This is a genomic window from Mesorhizobium sp. P2_A8 (assembly GCF_056404935.1).
On the sequence record NZ_JBFUDB010000007.1, the window covers coordinates 349714 to 361754 of the forward strand.

A 12041-nucleotide genomic window follows, 5' to 3' on the forward strand; every position below is an offset into this window, starting at 1 on the left:
CGATTTTGCCCGTACTCTAAAGTTGGCAATCTTAACAATTAGCCAACCATGTCCGTATCAGTTCGGCCACAAACGCTCGAGCCGCGATACGGGTTCCGGGTGAACGCACGGCCTTCACCACAGCATCACCGGCATCCTCGGTCCCATTGGAATATGGCGGCAACGTGGCTTCCGTCCGAATTTGGCCCGGTCGACGCAGCGAAATGAAAGGCCAGTGCTCTTTCGGCACCGATCCGCGATCGTAGGCCCAATATCGACCGATAAACCACCAACCCTTGATGATACACTGACAAGCTCGCCCAACACAGGGAACGAGACCATGCCTGGTGTCCTTTCAGTCGTCGCGGCCTTCGCATTGGCCGCAGCTCCGAGCGGCAGCGCTCCGACGCCGGAGGAAACGGTCGCCTATTTCGTGCACGGCCTGGAACAGGGCGCGATCCCCAAATATGGGCAGCAGGTCGACGAACCGCTGAAGCAGGTTTCCCGATCGCCGGCGGTCTTCACCAGCACTGGCCCCAACGAGGTCGGCGACAGAACCGAAACGCTGAGGTTTACGGTGACGAAGCTCAGCGCGTGCAGCTACAAGGCCGAACAGCAGTTCGAGGAGGATGGCGAACCCTACTATCGCCTAACCTACACGCTGGACTTGAGCGCCGTCACGGCCATTGGCTTCGACAATCCGCCGGCCACCATCTCGCTCAAGGGGCTGACCAAGAGTTGCACGACCGACACCGACGGCAGCTGCGATCTGACCAGTGAGCCAGAAGCTACCGGCCCGTTCTTCGGCGAGCCGCGCCAGGCCGAACAGGCGCTTGCGTATTTTCACGAAAAGTTCTGCCCGCTGAGGCCGTGATCCTGCTGACCATCTCATGGTTCCTCAGTGTGGAGTTTCAACTTTTGGGTCCGGGCTTGGCTGCGCCTTCAATTCCGAACATCGTTGCAGCACCTCGTGCTGGGGATAGCGCAGGACTTTGCTATCCTCCAGTTTGAGCAACAGTTCCCGTCTCTTGTCCGTACTCTCACCGTCGGTACACGTCATGTCCAGGATGACGACATCCAGGCGGTTGATCTTCTGAACCTTGTCCAAGGTGCAGCCGACCTCCCACATCTCCACTGCCTTGCCGGCAAACGTCACGATCGAGTCATTGTTGTCACAGGGAGCGCTGCCTTCCGCGGCGAAAGAATCCTGCCACCACTCCTCGGCGAAAGCCGTTTGCGAGACCAACAAAAGCGCTGCGGCAACCGAGCAAATCCTCGAGCGTTTCCCCAGGTCCATCATGCGCCCCCTCCAAGCCATGACATTAGGCACTGCCGCAGCGAAAGCAAACCTGGCGGGATGGTGCCGACCGGGCGCGCCTGGGCTTGGGGATCGGGAAGAGTTGGGATGGGGAAAGAAAAGAGCCGATGCCCTTCGGCACCGGCCTTGACCAGAGGTCGACATTTCGGCCGCGCTTCTTTGGCGCGGGCCGGATCCGATGTGCCGGTTACATCCGGTAGGCGATGGTATCGTTCCAGAAGCGGTCGAGCCGCTGCAGGGCACGGTTCATCTGCTTGAATTCCTCGGTGTTGATGCCACCGACCTGCTCGATCGAGCCGACATGGCGTTCATAGAGGCCGGCGACGACGTCCGCCACCTCGTTGCCCTTCGGAGTCAGCGAGACGCGAACCGAACGGCGATCAATGCGCGAGCGCTGGTGGTTGATGAAGCCGAGGTCGACCAGCTTCTTCAGATTGTAGGAGACGTTGGAGCCGAGATAGTAGCCACGCGAACGCAGCTCGCCGGCGGTCAGCTCGGAATTGCCGATGTTGAACAGCAGCAGCGCCTGGATGGCATTGATGTCGGAACGGCCGTTGCGGTCGAATTCATCCTTGATCACGTCAAGCAGGCGGCGGTGCAGCCGCTCTACAAGCTGCAGCGATTCCATGTACAGCGAGCGGATAGCCTCGCGGCGGTCGTCGGATACGTTGGCGGTCTTCGCCGCCGGACGCGAATTGATCATTGTCTTTGCCTCTCGTTTGTCGCCCTGGTGATTTTTTGTTTTTCACCTTGATCGCGACACTATCGAATACTCATAAAATTCGACTTAAACGCTAGGGCTAACAAGAGCTTACCGCTAAGAGGTTTCGGAAGAGGCTTAACGAACGGTCACCCGAGCAAGGACAATTAACCTAAAGATTTCGCCAATAATTGCGGGGCTGAATCCAGGCCGCCGCCAGGCCGCCAATGTGCTCAAGGGCTTAGTGCCGTACTGGTCGTTTCTGCAGCCAGATGATCACCCGGAAAACGATATAGAGCAGCGCCACCGCCGCATGCGAGATGACAATGAGTATGCGGTGGCCGAAAAGTTCGGGAAACCCGGCATACATGACGATCTCGGTCACCGCGCAAATGAACCAGATGACCGGCCCCCAGGAGGCTAGCATCCACAGGCCGGCGGCGGCAAAGGGGAAGAACACGGCGAGCACCACCGCCGCCACCTGCCAGTGCACGGGCATCAGGTCGAAACGCCATAGCGGGCCCGGATAGAAGCCGATCAGCTTGATCCAGTAGAGAATGCCGAACAGCAGGCAATAGCCTGATATGACGCGCTGGAACCAGGCGAAGATCACCTCCACGCCCGAGGGCTGCAGCACGACGCGTCTCGAGGTCACCTCGCTCACAGGTCGAGTTCCCGGTCGCCTAGCGAGGCGAAATAGGCGTCGACATCCGCCTCGCTGACCGCATCCAGGCTCTCTGGCCGCCATTGCGGCTTCGAACCCTTGTCTATGATGACGGCGCGGATGCCTTCGTAGAAATCATGGCCGGCGAGCATCCGGTTGAGGATGCGGAACTCCATCTTCATGCAAGCGTCCATGGACAAGGTCAGCCCGGCGCTGATCTCGCGCCAGGCGACGCGCAGGCTGGTCGGCGAGCGTGTCCGAATCGTCGCCAGCGCCTTTGCCGCGAACTCGTCGGCGCCTGCCGCCCGTTCCAGGCTGTCGATGACGGCGTTGAGAGACGGTTGTGAAAAATGACGGACGATCGCCTCCAGCGTCGGCCTGTCGGTCTCCCGCCTTGCCTGAACGAAGAAACCGCGCAGCACCGATTCCGGATCGCCGGTCAGCGTCAGCCGGTCAAGGAAGCCGCCCTGGTCCTCTGCCTTGATGGTGTGGGTGGCCAAGCCCGACCACAGCGCGTCGCCATAGCGGATGCGATTGCCGGTCAGCGCCAGATACATGCCGAAGGAGCCGCCGAGATCAGGCAGCAAATGGCTGGCGCCGACATCCGGGAAAAAGCCGATGCCGACCTCCGGCATTGCGAACTGGGCATTCTCGGTCATCACTCGGTGCGAGCCGTGGAAGGAGATGCCGACGCCGCCGCCCATGACGATGCCGTCGATCAGGGCGACGTAGGGTTTCTTGAAGCCGTTGATGCGGGCATTGAGCCGGTATTCATCGGCGAAGAATTCGACCGGCGGCTTTCCAGCCCTGCCGGCCTCATACACATGAAGGATGTCGCCGCCCGCTGAAAACGCCCTGCCTTCGGCCCTGACGACGACGACATCGACACCTTGGTCGGCCTCCCAGGCGGAAAGAGCAGCGTCGAGCGCCCTGATCATGCGGTGCGTCAAGGCATTGAGCGCCTGCGGCCGTGTCAACGTGACGACGCCGGCCCGGCCCAGATGTTCAAAGCGGATCTCGTCGCCTCCGCCAAAATCCATCGTGAAAGAATCCCTCCCCCGCGCCGTCGGGACTGAAGTGCTAAAGCGTGGCGCATGGGTGCGTCAATGCCAAGCGCTGCCATCGTGCGCCTGTTTGGATCTCGGAGAGGCAAGGCACCATCCTTTGCACCCCGGCCAAATGGGTGCAACGTGTCTGCCTGTGAGGCTCAGGACGAACGCATGATCCTTGTAACCGGAGCGTCGGGATTTGTCGGAGGCAAGGTGCTTGCGGCGCTGTCGCGCCAGGGCTTGCCGGCGGCCGGGATGGTCAGGAACCCCGGCACGCGTGCGGCGAGCGTGCCTGCCGAAATGCCGTTGCGGGTCGCGGACTACGATGATCCGAAAAGTTTGTTGCGGGCATTCGAAGGTGTCTCGACGCTGCTGCTCGTCTCGAGCGACGGCGACGGCCGGAATGTCCTTCGTCACCACGCCAATGCCATGGAGGCGGCCGTTTCCCGAAACGTACCGTCAATCGTCTTCACCAGCATCATCGATATCGATGCGGACTCGCCGTTCTATTTCACGCCTGTCTACAGGGACGCGGAGCGCAGGCTGCGTGAAAGCGGGTGCGCCTGGACGATCCTGAGATGCGGCCTGTATTCGGATCTGGTTCTGGATAGCTGGATCAAGCCGGCCCTTTCGTCCGGGGTCGTTTCGCTCCCCACGGGCGCTGGGCGGGTTGCGCCTGTATCAAGAAACGATGTTGCGTTGGCAGCGGCGGCCGTGGTCGCGTCAGCCATGAATCACGCTGAAAAAACCTATGAACTGACGGGACCGCGGTCGCTGTCGTTTCACGACCTCGCCGGGGCCGCCGGTTCGGCCTTTGGCCGCCCGCTTGAGTTCGTTGCCTGTTCGCCCGCCGACTATCTTCAGCGGGCCTGGGCAGCGATGGAGGACCCATGGCCGCATGCCTTTTCGACCTTGTGCCGATCGATAGAAGAAGGCCGCTACCAACGGGTGACGGACGCGCACCAGCATTTGACCGGCGACCCTCCAACCGACTTCAGGAAATTCGTTGAGGAGGCCGCCGCGTCCGGATCCGCGGGCCAAAGTCAAAACTGAGCGGCGGAGCGCCGTCTTGGCCGCCAGCGACACCCGGTGCTAGAGATTGGCCGACAAACCCTCGAACCGGACGGTGAGCCATGCCGCAGTTTTTGCGCCTTGCCCTTGTTCTGGGTGGCCTGCTGGCCCTCTACGCCGCCAATGGTCCGGCCAGGGCGGCTGTTGTCGATGACCTCTACCAATCACAGACCATCGTCACCGGCCAGGGCGAGCCGAACCGCCAGGCGGGCTTCAAGATCTGCCTCGATGCGGTTCTGGTCCGGGTTTCCGGTGATCAGCGCCTGACGGCAAAACCAGAGATGACGGGGCTGCGCGACAAGGCCGGCAGCTTTGTCACCAGCTTCCGCTACCGCGACCGCATGGAAGGCATACCGGTGCATGACGAACAAGGCACCCACGACCGGCCGCACGACCTTTATTGCCAATACACGCCGGCGACGATCGACCCGGTCCTGGCTTCGCTCGGCAGCAAGCCATGGCTGACCGAGCGGCCACGGCTGGCGGTTTTCTTGGCAACCGAGCAAGGCATCCGGCATTTCGCGCTCGATGCCGATGACGAGCGCGGCGCATTGATGCGCGAATCGTTCGGCAATGCCGCCTTGCCGCTGGCCATGCAGGTAGTCTTCCCCAGGGTAGCGCTGCTGTTGCAGGCCGGGCTGGATGACAAGACGCTGCGCGACGCTGACATGGCGAAGCTGGATACGGCTGCGACAAAGGCCGGAGCCGATCAGGCGCTTGCCGGAAGCATCGTCTGGAGTGACAAGGAATTCGGCTGGATCGCCGACTGGCGGCTGGCCATGGGCGGGAAGACCTATAGCTGGCAGGTGCGCGGTGTCTCCTTCGACGAGGCTTTCCGCGTCGCGATTAGGGGCGCGGCGCAGATTCTGTCAGGCAATGGGCAACCCTAGGACACCCTGGCACAAACGTGTCGCATTGGTCAGCAGCAAGGGCTCGTGGTAAAAAGCCGCCGAACGAGAGTTTTGGCGATGAACAAATTCACACCGACAAAGCCAGCCGGCGCGCGCAGCGTCGACGACATCACCGGCAGCCGCCGCTTGCGCCGCATGCGTAAGGCCGACTGGTCGCGCCGTCTCGTGCAGGAGAACCGGCTCACGGTCGACGATTTGATCTGGCCGATCTTCGTCGTCGACGGCAAGAATGTCCGCGAGCCGATCGCCGCCATGCCGGGCGTTTTCCGCCTGTCTGTCGATCTCGCCGTCAAGGAGGCCGAGCGCGCGGCAAAGCTCGGCATTCCGGCACTCGCCACCTTCCCCAATGTCGACATCGCGCTGCGCGACCAGACCGGTTCGCACATTCTCGACCCCGACAACGTCATCAACCGCGCCACCCGGGCGATAAAGGACGCGGTGCCTGAGATTGGCATCATCACCGATGCCGCGCTCGATCCGTTCACCAGCCATGGCCATGACGGCATCCTGCGCGACGGCATCATCGTCAATGACGAGACGGTCGAACAGGTGACCGCCGCGGCCGTCATCCAGGCGGCGGCCGGCGCCGACATCATCGCGCCGTCCGACATGATGGACGGCCGCATCGGCGCCATCCGCGACGCGCTCGACGCCAACGGCTTCCAGGACGTGGCAATCATGTCCTACGCGACCAAATTCGCCTCGGCCTTCTACGGCCCTTATCGCGAGGCGGTCGGCACCGCCGGGCTGCTCAAGGGCGACAAGAAGACCTATTACATCGACCACGCCAATTCGGACGAAGCGGTGCGCGAGGCCGAACAGGATATCGCCGAAGGCGCCGACATGCTGATGGTCAAGCCCGGCCTGCCCTATCTCGACATCATCCGGCGGCTGAAGGACGAATTCCAGATGCCGACCTTCGCCTACCAGGTGTCGGGCGAATATTCGATGATCAAGGCGGCGGCCGCCAATGGCTGGATCGATGGCGAAAAGGCGATGCTGGAATCGCTGCTCGCTTTCAAGCGTGCCGGCTGCGACGGCATCCTCACCTATTTCGCGCCTGAAGTGGCGACGATGCTGAAGGGATAGTTTTCTCTTCCCACCGATGGCCGGTCGCAGCGGGCAATGCCGGCGACCTCCTCGATCTCCATGAACAATTGCCGGCTTCCGGACGGGAGCCCGAGCGAAGGTCGTTGGACCAATCGCCTGCGGTTTGCTGCATCCACACAAACTGCTTGCAATTCACAATCAGTTTGCTACCGCTTGCACAACTGGTTATGGAGGAGACTTTATGTCCAAACTTCGCGTCAACGCATTCACCCTGTCGCTCGACGGCTACGGCGCCGGTCCCGACCAGGACCTGCAAAATCCGCTCGGTGTCGGCGGGGAAGCCTTGCACAAATGGGCCTGGAGCACCCGCACCTTCCGCAAGATGTTCGGCGAGGAAGGCGGTGCGACCGGCGCTGACGAGGACTTTGCGGCGCGCAGCTTCGAGAATGTCGGCGCCTGGATCCTCGGCCGCAATATGTTCGGGCCGATCCGCGGCGAATGGCCCGACGACAGTTGGAGGGGCTGGTGGGGCGACAACCCACCCTACCATGTGCCGGTTTTCGTGCTGACCCATCATAAGCGCGAACCGATCGTCATGGAGGGCGGCACGACCTTCCACTTCGTCACCGACGGCATCCATTCGGCGCTTGAACAAGCGAAGGCGGCGGCTGATGGCAAGGACGTGCGGGTCGGCGGAGGCGTCGCCACCATCCAGCAATATCTCCAGGAGAAGCTGATCGACGAGATGCATCTGGCGATCTCGCCGGTGCTGCTTGGTGCCGGTGAGAACCTTTTTGCCGGACTGGACATGCCCAGGCTCGGTTATCTCTGCAGCGAGCAGGTCGCCACGCCGCTCGCCACCCACGTGATCATCAAGCGTGCCTAGGTTTCGCTCTCCCTCATGTGGGGACGGTGAGACGCTCAGTACTTTTCCGGCACGTAGAGCTCGCGCGGCAGCGTCTGGCGCTCGTATTCGGGATTGAAGACGCGCTCGGGCAGCGTGATCTCCTCGTGCGGCACCTCTTCATACGGCATCTGCTTGAGCAGATGGTCGATGCAGTTCAGCCGCGCCCGCTTCTTGTCGTTGCCCTCGACGATGAACCAGGGCGCCTCCGGAATGTTGGTGCGGGCAAAGGTCTCTTCCTTGGCCTTGGTGTACTGCTCCCAGCGCACGCGCGACTGCAGGTCCATCGGCGAGAGTTTCCACTGCTTCATCGGATCGTGGATGCGCATCAGGAAGCGCATCTGCTGCTCCTCGTCGGTGATCGAGAACCAGTATTTGACCACGGTGATGCCCGAGCGGACCAGCATGCGCTCGAACTCCGGCACGTCGCGGAAGAATTCCTCGACCTGATCGGGCTGGGCAAAACCCATCACCCGTTCAACGCCGGAGCGGTTATACCAGGAGCGGTCGAACAGCACGATCTCGCCGCCGGCTGGCAGATGCGGCACATAGCGCTGGAAATACCATTGCGACTTCTCGCGCTCGGTCGGCGCCGGCAGGGCGACGACACGGCAGATGCGTGGATTGAGCCGCTGAGTGATGCGCTTGATGACACCGCCCTTGCCGGCAGAGTCGCGGCCCTCGAAGACCACCACCAGCTTCTTCTTGTGATAGGCGACCCAGGACTGCAGCTTGATCAATTCGGATTGCAAGGTGATCAGGTCGCGAAAATATTGCATCCGATCGATCGAAGGCGGATGCGAGTTCTTGTAGATCTTCGCGATCTCCATCGACAGCGCCGGCTCCGACATTTCGAGCTCATAGTCTTCATCGAGCGTGTCGGCGAGTTCGGCTTCAAGCCAGTCCCTGGCGGGAGAATTCTGTTTTAGCTCGGTCATTTCAGCTGCTCCGCTTGCAAGCCGTGTCGATCCACGTCCGGCGCCCAACCCCTGGCCTGCGTCCCGGAGTGGCAACACCTGAGCCGACTTCAATATAGACCGGCAATGACGGTTTTATTGCAGACTGAGCACGATGGCCGCCGCAGCAAATCCCGCGAGGCATGATCGATCCGTCGCCGTGGCATGTCGACGAGCGGTCTAAATTGTCCTACAAATATCTTTCCCCAAAGCCCCTTTCCCCAATGCAATCGCGAGGACTGACATGGAATACCGCACCCTCGGCCGTTCCGGCTTGAAAGTTTCGACACTGACCATGGGCACGATGACCTTCGGCGGCGCCGGCGCGTTTTCGGCTGTCGGCAAGACCGATCTCGACGAGGCGCGCCGGATGATCGATCTCTGCATCGATGCCGGCATCAACGTCATCGACACCGCCAACGTCTATTCGAACGGCATTTCGGAAGAGATCATCGGCGAAGCACTCGGCGGCAAGCGCAAGGGCGACGTGCTGATCGCCTCCAAGGCGCGGATGCGGATCGGCAACGGTCCGAACGACGAAGGCCTGTCGCGCTATCACCTGATCCGCGAATGCGAGAAGAGCCTGAAGCGGTTGAAGACCGACGTCATTGACATCTACTTCCTGCACGAATGGGACGGCACGACACCGCTCGAGGAAACCATCGCCGCGCTCGACACGCTGGTTGCCCAGGGCAAGATCCGCTATGTCGGCTGCTCCAATTATTCCGGCTGGCAAGTGATGAAGGCGCTCGGCATCAGCGACAGCCATCACCAGCCGCGCTTCGTCACCCAGCAGATCCACTACACGCTGGAAGCGCGCGAGGCGGAATATGAATTGCTGCCGATTTCGGTCGACCAGGGGCTCGGCGTGCTGGTCTGGAGCCCGCTTGCCGGCGGATTGCTGTCCGGCAAATACCGCCGCGACAGCCCCACCGCCCGGCAGCTCGCCGGCTGGTCCGAACCGCCGATCCGCGACGAGGACCGGCTCTGGCGGATCGTCGACGTCCTTGTCGAGATCGGCTCGCAGCGCAGCGTGTCGGCAGCGCAGGTGGCACTGGCCTGGCTGCTCGGCCGGCCGGCGGTCAGTTCGCTGGTGATCGGCGGCAGGAGCGAAACGCAGTTCCGGGACAACATCGCGGCGGCAAGCCTGGTGCTCACCGGCGAGGAGCGTGAACGCCTCGACGCGATCAGCCGGCCGCCGGTGCTCTACCCCTACTGGCACCAGCAGCTGACGGCAAAGGACCGCTTCGGCGCCGCCGATCTGGTTCTCGATCGCAGCGGCGTGTGACCCCAGATTTCGACGAGGAACCCGGCGGACGACGCCGGCCCGGCACTTAACCCGTGATGTAGCGCCAGACCTCGGGATCAGGCTCGATCTGGCCGCTGAGCACGAAGTATTTGTAGAGCACGAGCAGGGAGATCGCCTGCTCGTGCTTCTCGTCGGTGAATGTCCGGCAATAGGCATTCGCCGCGGCAATGATGCGTTCGGCCACTGCCGGGTGTTGTTCGAAATAGCGCACCTTTTCGGCAACGTCGGCAAAATCCGGGTCGAGCGGTACATAGTGGATGTTGGCCTCGAGTTGCTTCTCCGCGAACCATGTTTCGTATGTCGGCGTGGGCATCAGGCAGAGCGAATTCGAGTTCATGATCCATTTGAGGTTGGTCGCCACGTCATTGCCTTCGAGCGAGACGATGTAGCGATAACGCTGCTGCTGGCCGATGCTGAGAAATGGCTTGCGGTACTCGGCCGGCGCGTACGACTTGTGTGAGCCGGCGTCGCAGAACGGCAGATCGCGTACGGCATCCAGAAATCTTGTCCGTATCGGATTGTTGAGATCGCCGCGCCAGACCACGGCAGGGAGCTTGTCGGCGAACGCGGTTGCGTCGGCAGGCATGTGGAAGTGCCGGAACTTGTTGAATTTCAGAATGATCGCATTGCTGTTGTCGGCATGGATCGGCCGATCCTTGACGAGCGACGGCACCTTCGGCACATCGACAACATCGCCGAATTCCAAGTCTATGAGCAATTTGGGGTCAAAATACCGGGCAATCTCTTTGAGGTCGTAATAGTACGTGCTCGGTGCAAACGGCAGATTGTCGATACGCACCGCAGCCGGGCTGGGCGAAAATGGGTCCTGCAGCTTGTTGTAGTAATTTAGCCGCTGGCGAACCGATCCGTCCGGAAGCCGGGCTTTTTCGAGGCGACTCGCCAGCCGCCGTCGGAAGAGTGCTTGCGGCGCGATATCGCGCATGACGTTTCGCGTATAATAGAAAACCCTTGCCGTCGTTCGCTGTATGGTGGCCATAATTCACTTGATCAAAACAAACCTCGATCAAAACAAACGGTGGCTGTTGTTGTTCCCTCGGGCCTATCGTGCCACGCATCTGCGGACACCCGACGCGGCGCGTGAACACTGATCTGGATGGGGAACCGGCGGACGATGCCCGCCGGCCGCTAGCCCATGATATAACGCCAGACCTCGGCGTCGGGTTTGATCTGGCCGCTGAGCACGAAGTATTTGTAGAGCACGAGCAGGGAGATTGCCTGCTCGGCCTGCTCGTTGGTAAATGTCCGGCAATAGGCATTCGCAGCAGAAATGATGCGTTCGGCCTGCGCCGGATGTCGCTCGAAGTATGCCACGCGCTCCGAAAGGTTGGAGAAATCCGCTTCGAGTGGCACATAGTGGACGTTAGCCTCGAGCTGGTTTTCCGCGAACCATGTCTCGTATGTCGGTGGCGGCATCAGGCAGAGCGAGTTCGAATTCATGACCCATTTGAGGTTGGTCGCCACGTCGATGCCTTCGAGCGAGACAATGTAGCGATAGCGCTGATGCTGGCCGATGCTCAGATAGGGTTTGCTATACGCGACCGGCGCATTCGGCTTGTGTGAGCCGGCGTCGCAGAACGGCAAGTCGCGCACTGCGTCCAGAAACCTCGTCCGTATCGGGTTGTTGAGATCACCGCGCCAGACCACGGAAGGGAGCTTGTCGGCGAATGCGGTTGCGTCGGCAGGCATGTGGAAATGACGAAACTTGTCGAGCTTCATGATGACCGCATTGCTGTCTTGCGCACGGATAGGCCGATCCTTGACGATCGACGGCACCTTCGGCACCTCGACGATGTCGCCGAATTCCACATCGACGAGCAATGACGGATCGAAGTAGCGGGCAAATTCCTTCAGGTCGTAATAGTACATTGTCGGGTCAAAAGGCAGCTTGCCGATGCGCACGGCATTCGCGCTGGGCACAAAGGCATCGTGCAGCTTGTTGTAGTAATTCAGCCTATGGCGAACCGAGCTGTCCGTGAGCCTGGCCTTTTTGAGCCTGTTCGCCAGTTGCCGGCGAAACAATTCCTGTGGGACGGCGTCGCGCGCGAAATTTCGCACATAATAGAAAACCTTAGCAGTCGTTCGCGCAATTGTGGCCATCGATCACTTGAT

General features: G+C 61.2%; 13 protein-coding genes. 6 read left to right on the plus strand and 7 right to left on the minus strand.

The window, feature by feature from the left end; translation table 11 throughout:
• Positions 1–319: 319 nt before the first annotated feature.
• On the plus strand, positions 320–853 hold the full coding sequence (locus AC1D10_RS22255; RefSeq protein WP_477275605.1) for a hypothetical protein: 534 nt from the start codon (positions 320–322) through the stop codon (positions 851–853).
• Between the two features lie 24 nt (positions 854–877).
• On the opposite strand, the gene AC1D10_RS22260 is transcribed toward AC1D10_RS22255, so the two are convergent.
• The 4 genes from AC1D10_RS22260 to AC1D10_RS22275 form a co-directional block, all read right to left on the minus strand.
• Positions 878–1279, minus strand: a complete 402-nt coding sequence (locus tag AC1D10_RS22260) for a hypothetical protein (RefSeq protein WP_477275607.1) — start codon at positions 1277–1279, stop codon at positions 878–880.
• A 205-nt stretch (positions 1280–1484) separates the two neighbouring features.
• The gene (gene ldtR, locus AC1D10_RS22265) at positions 1485–2000 is read right to left on the minus strand and encodes a transcriptional regulator LdtR (RefSeq protein ID WP_379027411.1); all 516 of its coding nucleotides are present in this window, start codon (positions 1998–2000) and stop codon (positions 1485–1487) included.
• A gap of 238 nt (positions 2001–2238) precedes the next feature.
• Positions 2239–2661, minus strand: coding sequence for a DUF6163 family protein (locus AC1D10_RS22270; protein ID WP_477275610.1), 423 nt, complete (start codon positions 2659–2661; stop codon positions 2239–2241).
• A complete protein-coding gene (locus tag AC1D10_RS22275) occupies positions 2658–3701 on the minus strand; it encodes an enoyl-CoA hydratase/isomerase family protein (RefSeq protein ID WP_477275612.1) in 1044 nt (347 codons plus the stop codon). The genes AC1D10_RS22270 and AC1D10_RS22275 overlap by 4 nt, the downstream gene beginning before the upstream one ends.
• A 180-nt stretch (positions 3702–3881) precedes the next feature.
• On the opposite strand from AC1D10_RS22275, the gene AC1D10_RS22280 reads away from it, so the two are divergent.
• From AC1D10_RS22280 to AC1D10_RS22295, 4 genes are all read left to right on the plus strand, one after another.
• Complete coding sequence (locus AC1D10_RS22280) at positions 3882–4763, plus strand: NAD(P)H-binding protein (protein WP_477275614.1); 882 nt, start codon at positions 3882–3884, stop codon at positions 4761–4763.
• Positions 4764–4843: 80 nt separating this feature from the next.
• On the plus strand, positions 4844–5671 hold the full coding sequence (locus AC1D10_RS22285; RefSeq protein ID WP_477275616.1) for a DUF2066 domain-containing protein: 828 nt from the start codon (positions 4844–4846) through the stop codon (positions 5669–5671).
• 78 nt (positions 5672–5749) lie between these two features.
• Positions 5750–6781, plus strand: a complete 1032-nt coding sequence (hemB, locus tag AC1D10_RS22290; RefSeq protein WP_477275618.1) for a porphobilinogen synthase — start codon at positions 5750–5752, stop codon at positions 6779–6781.
• Positions 6782–6983: 202 nt separating this feature from the next.
• Positions 6984–7628, plus strand: a complete 645-nt coding sequence (locus AC1D10_RS22295; RefSeq protein ID WP_477275620.1) for a dihydrofolate reductase family protein — start codon at positions 6984–6986, stop codon at positions 7626–7628.
• Between the two features lie 35 nt (positions 7629–7663).
• Here the strand turns inward: AC1D10_RS22295 and ppk2 are convergent, their stop codons facing one another.
• Positions 7664–8584, minus strand: a complete 921-nt coding sequence (gene ppk2, locus AC1D10_RS22300) for a polyphosphate kinase 2 (protein ID WP_477275622.1) — start codon at positions 8582–8584, stop codon at positions 7664–7666.
• A gap of 262 nt (positions 8585–8846) precedes the next feature.
• On the opposite strand from ppk2, the gene AC1D10_RS22305 reads away from it, so the two are divergent.
• Positions 8847–9890 carry an aldo/keto reductase gene (locus AC1D10_RS22305; RefSeq protein ID WP_477275624.1) on the plus strand — a complete coding sequence of 348 codons (1044 nt, stop codon included), beginning with the start codon at positions 8847–8849 and terminating at the stop codon, positions 9888–9890.
• A gap of 46 nt (positions 9891–9936) precedes the next feature.
• Here AC1D10_RS22305 and AC1D10_RS22310 read toward each other — a convergent pair whose 3' ends face one another.
• Positions 9937–10908 carry a glycosyl transferase family 90 gene (locus AC1D10_RS22310; protein ID WP_477275626.1) on the minus strand — a complete coding sequence of 324 codons (972 nt, stop codon included), beginning with the start codon at positions 10906–10908 and terminating at the stop codon, positions 9937–9939.
• Positions 10909–11057: 149 nt separating this feature from the next.
• Positions 11058–12029: a glycosyl transferase family 90 gene (locus AC1D10_RS22315; protein WP_477275628.1), complete on the minus strand. Its 972-nt coding sequence runs from the start codon at positions 12027–12029 to the stop codon at positions 11058–11060.
• Between the last annotated feature and the right edge of the window lie 12 nt (positions 12030–12041).

Coding starts and splice junctions, on each gene's coding strand:
- AC1D10_RS22255 (WP_477275605.1), top strand. CDS start 320: ATGCCTGGTGTCCTTTCAGTCGTCGCGGCCTTCGCATTGGCCGCAGCT.
- AC1D10_RS22260 (WP_477275607.1), bottom strand. CDS start 1,279: ATGATGGACCTGGGGAAACGCTCGAGGATTTGCTCGGTTGCCGCAGCG.
- ldtR (WP_379027411.1), bottom strand. CDS start 2,000: ATGATCAATTCGCGTCCGGCGGCGAAGACCGCCAACGTATCCGACGAC.
- AC1D10_RS22275 (WP_477275612.1), bottom strand. CDS start 3,701: ATGGATTTTGGCGGAGGCGACGAGATCCGCTTTGAACATCTGGGCCGG.
- AC1D10_RS22280 (WP_477275614.1), top strand. CDS start 3,882: ATGATCCTTGTAACCGGAGCGTCGGGATTTGTCGGAGGCAAGGTGCTT.
- AC1D10_RS22285 (WP_477275616.1), top strand. CDS start 4,844: ATGCCGCAGTTTTTGCGCCTTGCCCTTGTTCTGGGTGGCCTGCTGGCC.
- hemB (WP_477275618.1), top strand. CDS start 5,750: ATGAACAAATTCACACCGACAAAGCCAGCCGGCGCGCGCAGCGTCGAC.
- AC1D10_RS22295 (WP_477275620.1), top strand. CDS start 6,984: ATGTCCAAACTTCGCGTCAACGCATTCACCCTGTCGCTCGACGGCTAC.
- ppk2 (WP_477275622.1), bottom strand. CDS start 8,584: ATGACCGAGCTAAAACAGAATTCTCCCGCCAGGGACTGGCTTGAAGCC.
- AC1D10_RS22305 (WP_477275624.1), top strand. CDS start 8,847: ATGGAATACCGCACCCTCGGCCGTTCCGGCTTGAAAGTTTCGACACTG.
- AC1D10_RS22310 (WP_477275626.1), bottom strand. CDS start 10,908: ATGGCCACCATACAGCGAACGACGGCAAGGGTTTTCTATTATACGCGA.
- AC1D10_RS22315 (WP_477275628.1), bottom strand. CDS start 12,029: ATGGCCACAATTGCGCGAACGACTGCTAAGGTTTTCTATTATGTGCGA.